The organism is uncultured Subdoligranulum sp. (assembly GCF_937890665.1).
In genome coordinates this window covers 1-16,713 of record NZ_CALADU010000295.1, presented here as the reverse complement: position 1 = coordinate 16,713, position 16,713 = coordinate 1, and the positions used below count along the sequence as shown (strand labels likewise).

Below are 16,713 nucleotides of genomic sequence, written 5' to 3'. Positions count from 1 at the left end.
CCCTTTTCTTGCCCGCGCCGCGGCGCAGGCGGTAGTTAGTATCAGTATAGTCCTTTTTTCGGCAAAAGACCAGAATTTACCGAAAAAGAAAACGGACAGCCGCCCGCAGGCGGCTGTCCAAGAAAGCTATTGGGGGGTGTGCGCTCATTCCAGATCCTCGCCGTTGGTGGCGATGACCTTTTGATACCAGTAGAAGCTGTCCTTCCGGCTGCGGGCCAGCGTACCGTGACCCTCGTCGTCCTGATCCACATAGATGAAGCCGTACCGCTTGCTCATCTGATTGGTGGAAGCCGAAATCAAATCGATGGGGGCCCAACTGGTGTAGGCCAGCAGCTCTACGCCTTCGTCCACCGCTTCCCGCATCTGGGCGATGTGCTGACGGAAGTAGTCGATGCGGTAGGAGTCGTGGATGGAACCATCGGCTTCCACCACGTCCTTGGCGCCCAGACCGTTTTCCACCACCATCAGCGGTTTGCGGTAGCGGTCATACAGCTCGATGAGGCTGTACCGCAGCCCCTTGGGGTCGATCTGCCAACCCCAGTCGCTGGTGGGCAGGTAGGGGTTCTTGACACCCAGCACGGTGTTGCCGGGGGTGCGCTCGGCGTTGGGGTCCACCGACTCGGTCATCGTCATATAGTAGCTGCAGGAAACAAAGTCCACACATCCGGCTTTCAGGATGGCGGCGTCGCCGGGCTGCATCTCGATGTGGATGCCCTTGCGCTGGAACATCTTGAGGATCAAGCGGGGATACTCGCCCCAGACATGCACATCGGCGTAGAAGAGGTTTTCCAGCGTCTTGGCCTGGGTAGCCAGCTCGTCGTCGGGGGCGCAGGTGCGGGCGTAGGTGGTCAGCTTGGTGAGCATGCAGCCCACCTGACTGCCGGGGATGACCTCGTGGCAGTCCTTGACCACCAGCGCACTGGCCACCAGTTGGTGGTGCAGCGCCTGATAGCAGGTTTGCAGCATTTTATCCGCCGGGACCCGGCTGGGAATGATGCCCGCCGTGGTAAAGGGATGGCGGATGATGCTGTCCACCTCGTTGAAGGTCAGCCAGTATTTGACAAGGTTCTTATACCGCACAAAGCAGACATGGCAGAACTTGGTGAAGCAGTCGATGACCCGGCGATCCACCCAGCCGTTGTACTTGCTGGCCAAGGCCAGCGGCATCTCGTAGTGGCTCAGGGTGACCAGCGGCTCGATGCCCAAACGGCGCATCTCGGTAAAGAGATCCTCATAGAATTGCAGGCCCTTCTCGTTGGGTTCGGCCTCCTCGCCGGTGGGGAAGATGCGGGTCCAGGCGATGGAGACCCGCAGCATGGTAAAGCCCATCTCGGCAAAGAGGGCCAGATCCTCCTTATAGTGGTGGTAGAAGTCGATGCCCCGGCGCTTGGGGTAGGCTGCGTCGCTGGGGTCCGCCATGGCGGCGGCGATCTTCTCGTCGTTCATGGCGTTGTGGGCCGCGTAGTCCTTCACATCGGTGTTGGGCTTGTAGGTGGCCACGTCGGCCACGCTGGGGCCTTTGCCGTCCACGTTCCAGGCACCTTCGGCCTGATTGGCGGCCAAAGCGCCGCCCCAGAAAAATCCTTGGGGGAAACTCATAACAAATACCTCCGTTTTGATGGTTGCAGCAAAAGGGCAGACGCCGCGCGCGGCGCCCGCCCTGCTGTGGATGCTGTTACTGGTTTGCGGTTTCCTTTTCGGGGTTGAGGATGAAGGTCACCAGCGCGGCCACCACGATGGCCACCACCACGGCGATGGCCGCCGCTACGATGGTCTCTTGGAAGATGGGCAGCGCCAGAATGGTGGAGTAGCCCATGACGAAGACCCGGGCACCCAGCAGACCGGCTACCACACCGCCGGCCGCACCACCGGCCATAACGCCGATCATGGGGCTCTTGCGGGGCAGGTTGATGCCGTAGATGGCGGGTTCGGTCACGCCGGCCACGATGCAGCCGAAGGCAATGCCCAGCGCCTCAGAGCGCAGTTCCGCCGTTTTGGCACGCAGGGCCACGCCGATGCAGGCGCCGCCTTCGGCCATGTTGTGCAGGATAAAGGCCGGACGGAACACCGCGTCATAGCCGGGGTTGGTCAAGGCCTGCGTCATAAAGGGCACCAACGCCATATGCATACCGGTCATGACCAGCCAAGGCAGGCAGGCCGCCAACACACCCACTGCGATGGGGCCAACGGTGCCGCCCAGGAAGCCGAAGACCACAGCCAGATAGTTGCCGAGGTAGCCGCCCAAGGGAGCCAGCACCACAAAGCCGAAGATCATCGTGACGGTGATGGTGCCCAGACCCACCAACAAGGACTTAAAGATGCCGGGGACGATCTTGTTGAAGAACTTCTCCATGTAGAAGGCGCAGAGGGTGATGAGCAGCGCGGGCAGCAGCGAGCTGGAGTAGCTCATCAGACGGACCGGCAGGCCCAGCAGGGTGACCGGTTCACCGGCCGCCACCAGCGAGGTGTAGTTGCCATGGAGCAGCGAAGCCGCGCAGATCATGGCGTAGATGGGGGTGCCGCCCAGTTTTTTGGCCGCACCGTAGGCCACGAAGATGGGCATGAAGTAGAAGCAGGCATCCGCCACGCCGCTGAGCAGCGTGTAGGTGCTGGTGTCGGCAAAGCCGGCATCGATCAGGGTGATGATGAGCAGCAGCACCTTGAGCATGCCGCCGGCCACCAAGCCGGTGATCATGGGGGTGACCGAAGCCGATACATAGCCCAGCACAGCCAACGCCGCAGACTTTACGGTGAGGGGCTTCTTCTCGGCTACCAGATCCTTGTCCAGATTCTCGTCGGTGTTCTGGCCTTCGGTCAGGTTGAACTGCTTTTGCACCGCCTCAAAGATGGGGGGCAGGTTTTTGCCCAGCACCACCATGTACTGGCCGCCGGCCGAAACCACGCCCAGCACACCGGGCATCTTTTTGATCGCCGCCGTATCGGCCTTGTCTTCCGACTTCAGGATGAAGCGCAGCCGCGTCATGCAGTGGGACACGGACTGGATGTTTTCGGTACCGCCCACCAATTTGACGATATCCGATGCCATCTGTTGATAGTTCAATTTCTCCGCCACAAAAATAACCTCCTTCTATTTGTAACCCACACTGGGTTTATTCCGTCCAAAGGCTCTCGCCCTGCGTGGCAATGACCTGTTTCATCCAATCATAGGACTTCTTGGGGCGGCGGGCCAACGTGCCGTGGCCCTCGTCGTCCATATCCACATAGATCACGCCGTAACGCTTTTTCATTTCGCCGGTGGACAGGCTGACCAAGTCGAAGGGACCCCACATGGTGTAGCCCAAGCAAGGCACACCGTCAATGAGGATGGCTTCCATCATGGCCCGCAGGTGGTCCCGCAGGTAGTCGATGCGGTAGTCGTCCTGAATGGAACCGTCGGCCTCCGCCTTGTCGATGGCGCCCAGACCATTCTCCACGATGAAGATGGGTTTCTGGTACCGGTCATAGACCTCGTTCATGCAGTAGCGCAGCCCCAGCGGGTCGATGGGCCAGCCCCAAGGCGTCTTGGGCAGATAGGGGTTGGGGTCGCCGCCCACCACGTTGAACTTGGTTTCGGGGTTGACGGTGCAGGAACGATAGTAGCTGAAGGAAACAAAGTCCAGCGTACCGGCTTTCAGCACTTCGTCGTCGCCGGGCTCGGTGTGCAGTGTCACGCCCCGGCGCTGCAGCAGGTCGGCGGCGTAGGCCGGGTAGGCGCCCCGGGCCATCACGTCGATGAAGTACCAGCTCTCTCGGCGGCACTGCATCTGGCGGAAGACATCCTCCGGCTTGCAGGTAGCGGGGTAGATCTCGCTCAGGGCGTACATGGCGCCGAACATCGACCCCGGCATCATCTCGTGACCCAACTGCACGGCCTTGGCGCTGGCCAAGAACATGTTGTGGACCGCGTTGTAGTGGGTCTGGTTATCCGCCTTGCGGGTGCCGCAGGCCGTGAAGCCCCGCACCGCGTTGATCTCGTTGAAGGTCAGCCAGTAGCGGCACCGCTTGCCGAACCGCTCGAAGAGGGTGCGGCAGTACCGCAGGTAGCAGTCGATGGTGTGGCGGCTGGACCAGCCGTCGTATTTCAGCGCCAGCGCCGCGGGCAGCTCGTCGTGATGAATGGTGATCAGCGGCTGCATCCCATATTTTTCCAGCTCGTTGAGCACATCCTCGTAGAAGCGCAGACCTTCCTCGTTGGGGGTGGTCTCCTCGCCGGTGGGGTAGATGCGGCTCCAGCAGATGGAGAAGCGGAACACGTTGTAGCCCATACCCGCCATCAGGGCGATGTCCTCTTTATAATGATGGTAGAAATCCACCGCTTTGTGGCTGGGATAGTACCGGTCGGGGAAGATGGCCGGTTCTGCCCCGTCGGGCAGGCTGTCGGGGCCAAAGAAATGGCTCTTGGCCAGTGCCACGCTGCCGTCCGGCATCCGCAGCGTGTTGCAGCGGGGCTGATCCACCGAACCGGCAGATTCAAAATCGTGGGTGGACAGGCCCCGTCCGCCTTCCTGATAGCCGCCCTCGGCTTGGAAGTCGGCAATGGCGCCGCCCCAGAGGAAATCCTTGGACAATTTCATCTACGACTCACTCCTTGTATACCGTTCAACCAGTTTTTCCTGAACTTTTGCTAAAATTACTATACTATATTCACAAGGATTTTGCGGGGCTTTTCGATTTTTAGAAACAGAAAGCCCAAAAAATACCACATTGTCTTCATTTTTTGTACATTTTGCCCACGTCCTGCCCGGCTTCACAGCGCCGAACTTTTCGATTTTCGGAAACTGGCACCCCACAAAAAAAGCGCCGGGAAGGACGGCCAAGCCCTTCCCGGCGCGGGAAATGTTTCAGCTTTCGCTGTGTTCTTTCAGATAGACCCGGTAGCGATAGGCCACCAGATCGGTGAGCAGTTGGTAGACCATCCGGTGGGTGTGCAGCGTACCGGTGCGGCGGTAAAGCACACTGTAAGCCACCCGGGGGTCCTGCGCGGCCTCGGGGTTGGAGGTGATAAGCACCACCTTGCCCTTGGTATCGTCAAAGTCGCTTTTGCGCACAAAGTCCCGGATGTTGCGGTAGCGGTTCAGATAGTCGCCGCTGTCGCTGAAAACAAGGATCAGGGTATTTTCGTCGGCCTGCCGCAAAAATTCCATCTGTTTGCGGTCGCTCATGCTGGTGAAGATGAACTTGCCGTTGTACCCCAGCTTGATCTGCAGATCCAGCGCCGCCGTTTCGGAAAACATCATGCCGAAGGCCGCCACCCGCTCGTGCTGGGCCAGATCCGCCACCAACCGGTCCACCGCCGCCCAATCCAGCGAGGCGTAGGATTCCTGCATATCCCGCAGAACTTCCAAAAAGTAGGAATCGGTGGGATGCTCCTCCAGAAAGCCCATCACATCCTGCACAAAGTTGAAACTGTTGTGGTATTTATTGTCCTCGAAGATGGCGGCATTGCGGAAATCGGCAAAGTCCTCGTACCCCAGCTCCCGAATGAACTTGGAGATGGTGGACTTGGACACGTTGCACAGCCCCGCCAATTCTTGGATGGACAGTTCCGCCAGCCGCTGCATGTTTTGCAGCATGACCAGCGCGATATGGTAGTCGGTGGAATGTAAATCTCGGTCGTTGAGTACGATCAGCAGCCGTGTGTAAAGGATCCCCATGCAGCAAGCCTCCTTCCCCCTTATTATAACAAAGGGGGGCCGGTAGCTGCAACCGTTTTTACGCCGCAAGGCACTTTTTGGGGTGGGGCGGCGCAGAGGTTCATAGCCTGTAAGAAAGTTACTGTTTGAGAAAAAGCACGGCGGACATTTTTATGGAAAAGGGCCCCGTGGGAAATCCTTGCGTCTGTACCGGCTTATCCGCCAAGCCGGTGCAGGAAGTCCGTTTCGGCGCAATGTGTCAGGCTGGTGCCGAAAGGTCCGCCGGGCTTTTTGCAGTCGGAACTCCATTTAAGGGGAGTCAGAAGCAAAAAATTTTGCTTTTTCCTAACGCAGAGTGTGGTACAATGGAAGAAAAAGCGGGGCACGGCCCCCGGCGTTTGCCGGCAGCCGGCCCCACTGCATGGGAGGTTTTTTGTATGCGTAAAAATTTTGGTGCAAAGCCCTGGACCTATCCCCAGCCGGTTTTTATTCTGGGCACCTACGGCCCCGACGGCACCCCCGACGCCATGAACGCCGCATGGGGCGGCATCAGCGATGACACCCAAATTTCGCTGTGCATCAGCGCCGGGCACAAAACCACCGCCAACCTGCTGGCCCGCAAGGCCTTCACGGTAAGCATGGCCACCGCAGACCAACTGGTCGCCTGCGACTACGTGGGCATCGCCTCGGGCAACACCGTGGCCGACAAGCTGGCCAAAGCGGGATGGCACACCACCCCTTCGACCTTTGTGGACGCCCCCTGCATCGACGAGCTGCCCATGACGGTGGAGTGCCGGCTGGTCAGCTATGACCCCGAGAGCTGCCGTCTGGTGGGCGAGATCGTCAACGTGAGCGCCGACGAATCGGTGTTGGACGCCGACGGCAAGATCGACCCCGACAAGCTGCGCCCGCTGGTCTTTGACCCCATCCACAACACCTACCGGGTGCTGGGCGAGGTCGCCGGTCAGGCCTTCCACGACGGCGCCGCCCTGCGCTGAGTCCCCTGTACCAAACCGACCCCCACGCGGAATCTGCCGCGCGGGGGTCGGTTTTTTGCATCAAAGGGGGTTCCCGTCAAGCCGCAGACCGGACCGCCAGAAAAGCCTCGATGGCGTCCACCGTCTGGTCCTGCTGCCCTTCTGCCGAGATCGTCGCGGGCGCATCCCCTTTTTGGGGGCCGTAGTTGCCGAACTGGGCATGGTTGCCACCCTCGATCTCCACCACATTCTCGGTGTAGTCCAGTTTATCCTCCACGCTTTGGTTCAGCGAGCCGTAGACCGTCAAGGTACGGTCGGTGGGGTATTCCCCATAGAGGTAGGCCCCCAGCAGAATCAAACCGTCCACCTCATCGGGATGGTCGGCCGCAAACTGAGAGGCCATCGCCCCGCCCATGGAATGCCCGGCGATATACCAGTGCTGGTACTGGGGAAAGTCGTCCATCACCGCTTGGGCGGCGTTGACATCAAAGATGGCCATATGAAACGGCATATCCACCAGTATACAGGTCAGCCCGGTGCGCTGGCGGATCGCATCCAACAACGGCAGATAGGCGGTCGCCTCCACCTTGGCTCCGGGGTAAAAAATCAAAGCGGTGTCACCGGGCACCGTGGGGGTCAGCACCGTCAGGTTGTCCTGTGTGGTGATCCCCTGCCCCTGCGCCAGCACCGCCGTGGCCACCTCCTCGGCCCGGTAGTAGTCCGACAGATACCACCCGGTCCCCACCGCCAGTACCAGAACAACCGCCAAAAGCACCGCCGCCACCCGTTTGGCGGTCCGCCGGGCATGGCTGGTGCCGGAAGCATTTTCCTTCATCGCCCATCCCTCCTTTTTTACTGGTCCTAGTATAGGGCGGGCCGCCGGGCGCCGTCAAGGGGTTCCCTGTCGGGGCGTTCGGCGTCCATTACGTCCCCGCCGCCTGCCGTCCCGACAAAAAAAATCGGAGCTTTGCAAAAGCAAAGCTCCGATTTTTGCTAAATTTCGGCCAGACGGCGGCGCAGGTCGGCGCAGTACTGCGCTTGCTGCCGCCGCAGGTAGGCGGGCACCAGCGGGCGCAGCCAGCGATGTTTGGGGAACACCGACTCGGCAAAAATCACCCGGGTGGCCGCTCCCTGCGGTTCCAGCACCCCCACCCAGCGGCCGGTCATCCGGGCGTTTTCCATGGCAAAGGCCCAGTGCCGGGGCGGGTGCACCGCGGTGACGGTAAAGCGAGTGGCGATACCGCCCTTGGTATACTCCACAAAGTGGCGGTCATCCATCACGCCCACCCGTTCCAGATCGCTGCGCCACTGGGTATGCTGCAGGTCGGTGAGCGCCGCCCACACCGTTTCGATGGGATAGGGAAACGTTTCTTGGTGTACGCTGAGCATGGCGCGCCTCCTTTTCGTACTACTGTCATTATACAGGCTTTGCCGTCCCTGCGCCAGCCCACAGGGCCACAAAAAATCCCACTTTCCTTTGTGGATTGTGCCCACCGGATGGCGCATTGCGCCCCACGAAAAAAATACATTTTGTAGTATCGTATTTCTATATACAGTTTGTATTTTTCCGGTTTTTTTACCGCTGTTTCTCCTACTGTTCGACAGGGGCAGGCAGCAAAAAAGCGGCCCACGGGAAAGGTTTCCCGCAGGCCGCCCTTGGTGATTCAGGAAAAATCCGCCGTTTTTCCGCTTTAGAAAAGCCGGATTTCAGATTTCTCGTAACCATCACTCTTGGTTGGTATAATAAACTTATAGTTTTTGTTACGCTGCTTTGTCCCCGTCGTTCAGAAGGTATCGGAGAAGGATTCCGCCCGCATAAAGGGGATGGTTTCCTCGATGAGGATGCGGCACTCGGCGTTGAATACCGGGTTTTCGATGGTGCGCTCCCCTGCCAGTACCTCGTTCATGATATAGATGGCGTTGTACCATTGCCGGGCCGGGCCCTGACAGATGGTGGCACTGATGATACCATCCCGCAGGAAGGTATCGGTCATCTCGGTATGTTCATAGCCAAACACCCGGATCTGCCCCTGCTTTTTGTGGTTTTTCACCGCAGCGGCCGCCCACTGGGTCAAGCCGTTGGTCACATAAAACGTGTTCATCTCGGGGTGAAGTTCCATCTGCTGCTCGGCGATCTCGTAGATGCTCTGGTAGGCGATGCGCTCGCTTTGGATGGGGATCTCGCAGGTAGAAAGTACCTTTGCCGTGGGGTCATGCTTGGCCAGAAACTCCTGAAAGCTGCGGATACGGTCCTGCGTGCCCCAGAACTGGCAATTGGCCGCCAAGATCACACACTGCAGCCCCGGCCCGCTGTACAGCAGCGCCAGCCGCCCCGCCAAGGTGCCCATGGCACAGTCGTTGGGGCCTACGTGGAACAGACGGCGGGAATCGGGGATATCCTCGATCACAGTGGCGTAGGGGATCTCGGGCGGGATCAGTTCATCCAACTGGGATTCCTTGCCCTGTACCGGCACCAGCAGCAGCGCATTGACCCCTTCGGACAGAAGGCGCAGGATGCTGGCCTTTTGGTCCCGGAAGTCGTAGGTGCGGTTGGTATCCACCACCAAGGTGACGCCGAAGGGGGAAAGTTTTTCCTCGGCACGGTGGACGCCCTCCATGGCTTCAGCCCAGAATTCACTTTCTACGTTGGGGATGCAGACGCCGATCTTCAGCCCGTTGCGCCGTTTGACTAGCGCACTGGCAATGCGGCTGGGACGATAGCCCAGCGCATCGATGGCGTTTTGCACCGCTTTCATGTTTCGCTCCGAAACTTTGCCGCGGTTGTGCACGACCCGGTCCACCGTACCGATGGAAACACCGGCCAGCAGCGCCACGTCTTTAATCGTTGGCAAAGAAGACATACCTACGACACCTCGTGTGTGAAAAAAAATTGTACCCCATGGAGAATATGCTCATTATACCGGGCTTTTGTGATTTTGTAAAGTCACAGCACGGCGCGGAAATCTTCTGCCCCGGCCATGGGGACATCCTGCAGCCAGATACCGCCTTCGGCCCCGCCGTCGGTCCCCACCGCCGCCGAGGTGACCAGCATCTGCCGCCCGTCGGCGCCGCCCAGCGCCACACTGCTGACCTGCTGCGCGGGGAAATTGAACTGCCCGTTCCATCTGCCGTCGGGGGTATAGCAGCGCACACAGCCCCCGCCCCAGCAGGCGGTCCACAGGTTGCCGTCCGCGTCCAGCGTCATGCCGTCGGGCACCGCACCGTCGGGGCTGTCCAACTGCACCACAATGCCGTCCGCCGTCAGGGAACCGTCGGTCAGGTCATACCGGAACCGCCGGATGGCCCGGTCGCCGGAATCGGTGTGGTACAAGATGCGCCCGCCGTCCGCAAAGGCCATGCCGTTGGAGATCTTCAGTCCCGACAAAAGCCGCCGGGGCGCCTGCCCTCCTTGGAGCAGCCACAGGCTGCCGTTGGTATCGGTTTCGGTCTTGGTGCCGGCCAGAATCCGGCCCAACGGGTCGCAGACCGCGTCGTTGAACCGCTCGCCGGGGAGCAGGGGCAGCTGCCACACCGGGCGGAAATCCGCCTCGGTGCCGCCGTAGGGGCAGGCATAGACGCCGCACTCGGTAAAAAGCAGCAGGTCACCCTGCCGGTCAAACAGGAAAGCGCCCAACTGGAAACGGCATTGCAGCAGTTGCCGCACCGTTCCTTCCGGCGTGCAGGTGTACAGCCGTCCGTTGACGATATCGGTAAAGACAAATTCTTGGGTCTCCCGGTGCCAAAGCGCCCCCTCGCCCAAGGTACAGGGGGCCAGATCCAGTTGTTTCATACCGGTCACCATTCCGTTACGCAGCCGTCCTCCAGACGGAAGACGGGGTTTTTCCACGCCAGATCCGGCTCTTCCAGGGAGCGGACGATCTGCTCGTCCACATCCACGCCCAGACCGGGCCCTTGCAGCAGATCCACATAGCCTTCCCGGTAGTGGAAGACGCTGTCATCCCGCAGGTAGCTGCCCACTTCCTGCCCTTTGTTGTAGGCCATGCCCACGCTCTGCTCTTGCAGGCAGGCGTTGACGCTGGCAAAGTCCACCTGCAGGCAGGCGGCCAACGCCACCGGGCCCAGCGGGCAGTGGGGCGCCAGCGCCACGTCGTAGGCTTCGGCCATGGCAGCGATGCGGCGCACCTCGCTGATGCCCCCGGCGTGGGACAGGTCGGGCTGGATGATGTCCACGCAGCCCCGTTCCAACAGCTCCTTGAAGCCCCAGCGGGTATAGTTGCGCTCGCCGGTGGCCAGCGGGATGGAAGTAAAGCGATGCAGCCGCTCAAACACATCGATGTTTTCTACCAGCACCGGTTCCTCCACAAAGAGGGGTTTAAGGGGTTCCAGCTCCCGCAGCAGCGTGCGGGCCGTGCTTTGGTGGACCCGGCCATGGAAGTCGATGGCAATGCCGAAGTCCGGTCCCACAGCGTCCCGCACCGCCTGCACCTTTTCCAGCAGGGCGTTGAGGGTGGGGGTGTCGGTGATCCAGCCCATCTTGTCGGTGCCCATCATCTTGATGTTGGCAAAGCCCTGCGCCTTCTTTTCCAGCGCGGAGCGGGCGGCGATCTCCGGCGTGTCGGAGTCGATCCAGCTATACACCGCCATCTTCTCCCGCACGCGGCCGCCCAGCAGCTCGTGTACCGGGACGCCCAGCGCCTTGCCCTTGATGTCCCACAGGGCTTGGTCGATGCCGGACAGCGCGCTGGTCAGCACCGGACCGCCCCGGTAGAAGCCGCCCCGGTAAAGGGTCTGCCAGATATCCTCCACATAGCGGGGGTCCGCCCCCAGCAGGTAGGGTTCCAGTTCGTGGATGCAGGCCTGGGTGGTGGCGGCACGGCCTTCCACCACCGGCTCGCCCCAGCCCACAAAGCCGTCATCTGTTTCTAACCGCAGCAAAAGCCAGCGGGGGCGCAGACGGAAGGTTTCAATTTTTGTCAGTTTCATGGGGGGCCTCCGTTTCATGAATGGTCAGCGGCAGCAGAGAACCGCCGTTGAAGGTATTTTCCGGCACCACCGGCAGCAGCGCGCCGCCGTCCACCGTGACCCGGGTACCGGTCATGTAGGCACAATGGTCCGAGGCGATGAACACCAAGATCTGGGCGATCTCCTCGGGGGTGGCAAAACGGCCCAGCGGAATGCGGTCCCGCACCTGCTGGATGGGGTTGTCGTCCGCCCACACGTTGGTGTAGCCCGGGGCCAGCGACACCACCCGGATGCCGTGGGGGGCCAGCTCCATGGCCGCGTTGCGGCAGAAGGTGTCCACCGCAGCCTTGCTGGGGGCGTAGATGTTGGCGTCGGGGAAGCAGCCGTCAATATGGTTGGAGGTAATGTTGACAATGACGCCCTTCTTTTGATGGGCCACCATGTTGCGGGCCGCCATCTGGGTGCCGAAGTAGGCCGCCTTCCAGTCGGTGCGGGTGACCCGCTCCCACTCCTGCTCGGTGACTTCCAGCAAGGGGTGGAATTCGCTGACGCCGGCGTTGTTCACCATCAGGTCCATGGCGCCGTACTCAGCCTCGAAGGCTTGGAACAACCCGGTAAGTGCCTGATAGTTCCCCACATCCGCCTGCAGGGCGATGGCCCGGGCACCAGCCTGCCGTGCCTGCGCGCAGGTATCCTCGGCGCCGGCACGGTTATTGCAGTAGTTTACCGCGATGTCATACCCCGCTTTTGCCAGTGCCAAGGCGATCGCCTTGCCAATGCCGTGGCTGGCGCCGGTGACCAATGCCGTTTTTCTTTGCATGATGTTCGCTCCTTTGTTGTTTTTTCTAAACTTGGACGGCAACCGTCCAAAAGTGTGTACGTTAACCTGATTATAGCATTCTTTTGCGATTGTGCAAGTGTTGCACGGTATTTTTGCCCGGTTTTGTTCACTTTTTGTGAAATTAGTCCAACAGCAGCCGCCATTCTTCGGCGGTTTTCACCAAGGGGACCCCCGTCCCGGCACCAAAATCAGCTCTATACAATAAGGAGAAATGGACCTTTTTTGCCGTTTGCGTCAAAATGCACAATATCTTTCCGCGTTTTTTAAAAATTATTACGAAAATTGCAAAAGTTATTGACACCGGATAGGGGCCGGACTATAATGAGCGCAAGGTGTTAACGTAAACATTTCAAACACACACGGCAGAAGAACACAAGCATCCAGACCACAAAGGGGGCGTACATTGCATGGGCAATTCCGTGGAATTCAGGCATATCAGCAAGTATTTCCCGGGCGTCAAAGCGCTGGACGACATCAGCTTTCAGGCAGAAAGCGGGCAGGTCTACGCGTTTTTGGGGGAAAACGGAGCCGGTAAGTCCACACTGCTCAAGATCCTGAACGGCGACTACCAACCGGATTTCGGAGAGTACCTGATCAACGGCGAGCCGATTCGGTTTGCCACGCCGAAAGACGCCATCGCCCACGGCGTCAGCGTAATTTATCAGGAACGGCAGATCCTGCTGGATATGAGCGTGGCAGAGAACATCTTTTTGGGGGACTGGCCCCGCAAAAAGAACGGCACGGTGGACTTTGCGTTGATGAACCGCCGCACGGCAGAGCTTGCCGCCCGGTTCGGGCTGGACATCAGCCCCGAGACGAAGGTCGGTTCGCTGAGCATCGCCCACCAGCAGATGGTGGAGATCATGAAGGCCATCATCCGCGATTCCAACATCATCGCCTTTGACGAGCCTACCGCCAGTTTGAGCGACAACGAGATCGACCTGCTGTTCAAGATCATCCGGGAATTGAAAGAAGAGGGCAAGGTCATCTTCTATGTATCCCACCGCATGAACGAGATCGCGCAGGTGGCCCAGAAGGTCATCATCTTTAAGGACGGCCGGCTGGTGGATGTGGTAGACCAAGCCACCACCTCGGAGGATCAGATGATCCGGCTGATGGTCGGCCGGTCGCTGGGTGACATCTACGACGAGCTGCCCCACAACAAGACCCCCGGCGAAGCCATTCTGGAAGTGGAGCACCTCTGCACGCCTTATGTCAACGACGTGAGCTTTACCGCCCACCGGGGCGAGATCCTAGGCTTTGCGGGTCTGGTCGGCGCCGGACGCACCGAGGTCATGCGGGCCCTCTTCGGGCTGGACCCCGTCTACAACGGCACCATCCGGCTGGAAGGCCAAGAAGTCCTTCCCAAATCCCCCGCACAGGCGCTGGCTTTGGGCTTTGCGCTGGTGCCCGAGGACCGCAAGATGCAGGGCATCCTGCCCAACATCTCGGTGCGGGGCAACATCACCATCTCGATGCTCAAGTCGCTGCGCAGCAAGATCGGTTTCCTGCTCACCGATAAGGAGGAGGAGATCGCCCAGCGGGACATCAAGAGCCTGAACATCAAGACGCCCAACTCGGACAAGCTGATCTCGCAGTTGTCGGGCGGCAACCAGCAAAAGGTCATTCTGGCCCGCTGGCTGGAAACCCACCCCAAGATCTTGATTTTGGACGAGCCCACCAAGGGCATCGACGTAGGCGCCAAAGCGGAATTTTACCGCATCATCACCGAATGCGCCCAGCAGGGCATGGCGGTCATCGTTATCTCTTCGGAACTGCCCGAGGTCATCGGTCTGTCGGACCGGATCCTCGTCATGCGGGAAGGCCGCATCACCGGCGAGCTGCACCGCAGCGAGTTTACCGAAGAACGGGTGTTGAAATATGCCATGTCGGACAGCTCCGACGCGGTGCGTGACAGACAGGAGGCTTAACCGTGAACAATACCTTGAAAAAACTGAAAAAGAGTGATTTTGCCGACAAGATCACACTGATCGTCGCCATGATCCTGCTGGTGATCCTCTTCGGCGTGCTGAACCCCAACTACGTCACCGGCGGCAACCTGAGCAACATCCTTATCGCCTGTTCGCTCACCGGCTTTGTAGCCATCGGTGAAACCAACCTGATCATTGCCGGACAGAACGACCTGTCCGCCGGGTCGGTGGCCGCCTGCGCCGGTGTGCTGGCCGCCATTCTGGTCCGGGACGGCGTGCCGGTCCTGCTGGCCATCCTCATCGCCCTGCTGGCAGGCTGTCTGGTGGGCGCCATCAACGCGGCGCTGGTCACCTTCCTGAAACTGCAGCCCTTCATCGCCACTCTGGCTACCATGAGCGTGGCCCGCGGCATCGCTTACATTCTGTGCAACGGCAAGGCCGTGGCCATCAGCAACAAGACCTTCATCAGCTTCGGCAGCTACCGCATCTTCGGCTTCCTGCCGGTCCCCGTCCTGCTGCTGCTCATCGCGTTCGTGGTCTTCGGCATCATGCTCAGCAAGACCTACTTCGGCCGCAGCATCTACGTGCTGGGCGGCAACACCTACGCCGCTCGTCTGGCCGGTTTGAACCCCACCGCCATCATCTTTAAGCTCCACATCATGGAGTCCGGCCTGGCCGCTTTCGCCGGCATTCTGCTGGCAGCCCGTATGAACTCCGGCCAGCCTTCCGCCTGCGAAGGTCTGGAATTTGACGCCATCACCGCAGCCGTTCTGGGCGGCACCGCTTTCACCGGCGGCGTGGGCACCATCTTCGGCACCTTCCTTGGCATGCTGGTGCTGCAAGGCTTCAAGACCGGCCTGAACATGGTCGGCGTGCAGACCTTCTGGCAGGAAGTGGCCCAAGGCGCCCTGCTGGTCGTGGCGTTGGCCTTCGACTTCTACCGCAAGCACAACCGCGATAAGCGCGCGCTGGCCGAGAGCATGGCCGCCCGCGGCATCAAGGTCCCCGGCAAATAAGCCCCTTACCCATTGGAACACGCGGGCCGTTACCACCCGCTGAATAACACAAACCACAGATGAGAAAGGAAGAACACCATGAAAAAGTCCATGCAAAAAGTTCTGGCCGCAGGCCTGTCCCTCACCATGCTGACTGCGCTGGCCGGCTGCTCCGGTTCGTCGGACAGCTCCTCGGCGGCAGCCTCCTCCGGCAGCACCGCCACGGCAGAATCCACCACCACCGATGCCGACAGCACCGGCAGCAAGACCATCGTGGGCCTGTACAAGATGGGCACCGCCACTTGGTTCATTCAGGAAGGCGCCGCCTCCCAGAAGGTCGTTGAGGAAGCCGGCTACACTTGGAAGTATCTGGACTGCGACCTGAACGCCGCCACCTACATGGATCAGCTCAACACCCTTATCGCCGACAAGGTGGACGGCGTTCTGGTCTGCGTGCCTGACCAGAACCTGAGCCAGACCACCGTGGATATGCTCACCGAGGCGGGCATCCCCGTCATCGCGGTGGACGACGCGCTGGAGACCGAGGACGGCACCAAGCTGGCACCGTGGGTCGGCATTGACGGTTACAACATCGGCAAAGCCACCGGCGAGTGGGGCGTCAACTACATCACCGAAAACAATCTGGCCGAGGACGAGACCTTCGGCATCCTGCTGATGACCGCCGACACCGTTTCTTCCTGCGTGCCCCGTACCGAAGGCGAAGTGGCCGCGCTGGAAGAGGGTCTGCCCGACTTCCCCGAAGAGCGCATCTTCCGCGCCGACTGTGACACCACCGCCGAGGACGGCAACCAGGCTGCCAACGCTGTGATCACCGGCCACCCCGAAATCAAGAAATGGCTGGTTCTGGGCGTTTCTGACGAGAGCAGCCAGGGCGCTGCCCGTGCCATCGAGAGTGCCGGTCTGGGCGCTGACTCCATGGTCGTTGGTCTGGGCGCTTACCTCTGCGAGGACGAGTTCAACAACCCCGATTCCTGCTTCCGTGCCGCCGCTTACTTCTCCGCTCTGGACGTAGGCAGCACCGCCGCCCAGTTCATGGTTGACTACCTGGAGAACGGCACCGAGATCCCCGAGACCTACGCCGTGGATGCCACCATCGTGGAATACGGCGACGATCTGGCCAGCATCATGCCTGAGTACGTGAGCTGATCGCACGGCCTAGAAACACATCCGTTACAACCCTGCGGGGGCCGTGGAGGCTAGCCTCTGCGGTCCCCGCACTTCTTTTGCAAGGAAGGCGAAGGACCCAATGCACAAGATCCGCTTTGAAACGCTGCGGCCTGACGAATTGCAGGCGCTGCTGGCAGGGCGCAGTCTGGTATACCAGCCCGTGGGCAGTCTGGAATGGCATGGCCCCCACATGGGCATGGGGATGGACACCGTCAACGCGGCCGC

Annotated in this window: 15 protein-coding genes; 5 read left to right on the top strand and 10 right to left on the bottom strand. The window is 60.3% G+C overall.

What is annotated here, in order from left to right; genetic code table 11:
• Window positions 1-144 precede the first annotated feature (144 nt).
• The 4 genes from Q0526_RS16940 to Q0526_RS16925 all read right to left on the bottom strand — a co-directional run bounded on the left by Q0526_RS16940 (window position 145) and on the right by Q0526_RS16925 (window position 5,654).
• A complete protein-coding gene (locus tag Q0526_RS16940; RefSeq protein ID WP_298736245.1) occupies window positions 145-1,599 on the bottom strand; it encodes a family 1 glycosylhydrolase in 1,455 nt (484 codons plus the stop codon).
• Window positions 1,600-1,675: 76 nt separating this feature from the next.
• A complete protein-coding gene (locus Q0526_RS16935; protein WP_298736243.1) occupies window positions 1,676-3,073 on the bottom strand; it encodes a PTS transporter subunit EIIC in 1,398 nt (465 codons plus the stop codon).
• Window positions 3,074-3,110: 37 nt separating this feature from the next.
• Window positions 3,111-4,574 carry a family 1 glycosylhydrolase gene (locus Q0526_RS16930; protein ID WP_298736241.1) on the bottom strand — a complete coding sequence of 488 codons (1,464 nt, stop codon included), beginning with the start codon at window positions 4,572-4,574 and terminating at the stop codon, window positions 3,111-3,113.
• 267 nt (window positions 4,575-4,841) lie between these two features.
• Window positions 4,842-5,654, bottom strand: a complete 813-nt coding sequence (locus tag Q0526_RS16925; protein WP_298736239.1) for a MurR/RpiR family transcriptional regulator — start codon at window positions 5,652-5,654, stop codon at window positions 4,842-4,844.
• A 416-nt stretch (window positions 5,655-6,070) separates the two neighbouring features.
• Here Q0526_RS16925 and Q0526_RS16920 point away from each other — a divergent pair, with 416 nt between their 5' ends.
• Window positions 6,071-6,631: a flavin reductase family protein gene (locus tag Q0526_RS16920; RefSeq protein WP_298736236.1), complete on the top strand. Its 561-nt coding sequence runs from the start codon at window positions 6,071-6,073 to the stop codon at window positions 6,629-6,631.
• 76 nt (window positions 6,632-6,707) lie between these two features.
• Here the strand turns inward: Q0526_RS16920 and Q0526_RS16915 are convergent, their stop codons facing one another.
• The 6 genes from Q0526_RS16915 to Q0526_RS16890 all read right to left on the bottom strand — a co-directional run bounded on the left by Q0526_RS16915 (window position 6,708) and on the right by Q0526_RS16890 (window position 12,353).
• Window positions 6,708-7,445, bottom strand: coding sequence for an alpha/beta fold hydrolase (locus tag Q0526_RS16915; protein WP_298736235.1), 738 nt, complete (start codon window positions 7,443-7,445; stop codon window positions 6,708-6,710).
• A gap of 158 nt (window positions 7,446-7,603) precedes the next feature.
• The gene (locus Q0526_RS16910; protein WP_298736233.1) at window positions 7,604-7,999 is read right to left on the bottom strand and encodes an SRPBCC family protein; all 396 of its coding nucleotides are present in this window, start codon (window positions 7,997-7,999) and stop codon (window positions 7,604-7,606) included.
• A 395-nt stretch (window positions 8,000-8,394) separates the two neighbouring features.
• Complete coding sequence (locus tag Q0526_RS16905; protein WP_298736230.1) at window positions 8,395-9,471, bottom strand: LacI family DNA-binding transcriptional regulator; 1,077 nt, start codon at window positions 9,469-9,471, stop codon at window positions 8,395-8,397.
• Between the two features lie 83 nt (window positions 9,472-9,554).
• Complete coding sequence (locus tag Q0526_RS16900; protein ID WP_298736228.1) at window positions 9,555-10,400, bottom strand: SMP-30/gluconolactonase/LRE family protein; 846 nt, start codon at window positions 10,398-10,400, stop codon at window positions 9,555-9,557.
• A gap of 5 nt (window positions 10,401-10,405) precedes the next feature.
• Complete coding sequence (gene dgoD / locus Q0526_RS16895; protein WP_298736225.1) at window positions 10,406-11,554, bottom strand: galactonate dehydratase; 1,149 nt, start codon at window positions 11,552-11,554, stop codon at window positions 10,406-10,408.
• Window positions 11,535-12,353 (bottom strand): SDR family oxidoreductase, encoded by an 819-nt coding sequence (locus Q0526_RS16890; protein WP_298736222.1) that lies wholly within the window; start codon window positions 12,351-12,353, stop codon window positions 11,535-11,537. Before Q0526_RS16890 ends, dgoD begins: the two co-directional genes overlap by 20 nt.
• Window positions 12,354-12,781: 428 nt before the next feature.
• Here Q0526_RS16890 and Q0526_RS16885 point away from each other — a divergent pair, with 428 nt between their 5' ends.
• The 4 genes from Q0526_RS16885 to Q0526_RS18870 form a co-directional block, all read left to right on the top strand.
• A complete protein-coding gene (locus Q0526_RS16885; RefSeq protein ID WP_298736220.1) occupies window positions 12,782-14,305 on the top strand; it encodes a sugar ABC transporter ATP-binding protein in 1,524 nt (507 codons plus the stop codon).
• A 2-nt stretch (window positions 14,306-14,307) separates the two neighbouring features.
• Entirely contained in the window at window positions 14,308-15,321 is a 1,014-nt protein-coding gene (locus tag Q0526_RS16880) for an ABC transporter permease (RefSeq protein WP_298736217.1), read from the top strand.
• A gap of 78 nt (window positions 15,322-15,399) precedes the next feature.
• Entirely contained in the window at window positions 15,400-16,467 is a 1,068-nt protein-coding gene (locus tag Q0526_RS16875) for a substrate-binding domain-containing protein (protein ID WP_298736214.1), read from the top strand.
• A 100-nt stretch (window positions 16,468-16,567) separates the two neighbouring features.
• Window positions 16,568-16,713: creatininase family protein (locus Q0526_RS18870; protein ID WP_366522136.1), on the top strand; the 146-nt coding region annotated here is incomplete at its 3' end.

Excerpts from the sequence above, each read along its gene's own strand:
- dgoD (WP_298736225.1), bottom strand. The coding sequence starts at position 11,554 with ATGAAACTGACAAAAATTGAAACCTTCCGTCTGCGCCCCCGCTGGCTT.
- Q0526_RS16930 (WP_298736241.1), bottom strand. The coding sequence starts at position 4,574 with ATGAAATTGTCCAAGGATTTCCTCTGGGGCGGCGCCATTGCCGACTTC.
- Q0526_RS16890 (WP_298736222.1), bottom strand. The coding sequence starts at position 12,353 with ATGCAAAGAAAAACGGCATTGGTCACCGGCGCCAGCCACGGCATTGGC.
- Q0526_RS16940 (WP_298736245.1), bottom strand. The coding sequence starts at position 1,599 with ATGAGTTTCCCCCAAGGATTTTTCTGGGGCGGCGCTTTGGCCGCCAAT.
- Q0526_RS16905 (WP_298736230.1), bottom strand. The coding sequence starts at position 9,471 with ATGTCTTCTTTGCCAACGATTAAAGACGTGGCGCTGCTGGCCGGTGTT.
- Q0526_RS16910 (WP_298736233.1), bottom strand. The coding sequence starts at position 7,999 with ATGCTCAGCGTACACCAAGAAACGTTTCCCTATCCCATCGAAACGGTG.
- Q0526_RS16885 (WP_298736220.1), top strand. The coding sequence starts at position 12,782 with ATGGGCAATTCCGTGGAATTCAGGCATATCAGCAAGTATTTCCCGGGC.
- Q0526_RS16875 (WP_298736214.1), top strand. The coding sequence starts at position 15,400 with ATGAAAAAGTCCATGCAAAAAGTTCTGGCCGCAGGCCTGTCCCTCACC.
- Q0526_RS16915 (WP_298736235.1), bottom strand. The coding sequence starts at position 7,445 with ATGAAGGAAAATGCTTCCGGCACCAGCCATGCCCGGCGGACCGCCAAA.
- Q0526_RS16900 (WP_298736228.1), bottom strand. The coding sequence starts at position 10,400 with ATGAAACAACTGGATCTGGCCCCCTGTACCTTGGGCGAGGGGGCGCTT.
- Q0526_RS16925 (WP_298736239.1), bottom strand. The coding sequence starts at position 5,654 with ATGGGGATCCTTTACACACGGCTGCTGATCGTACTCAACGACCGAGAT.
- Q0526_RS16920 (WP_298736236.1), top strand. The coding sequence starts at position 6,071 with ATGCGTAAAAATTTTGGTGCAAAGCCCTGGACCTATCCCCAGCCGGTT.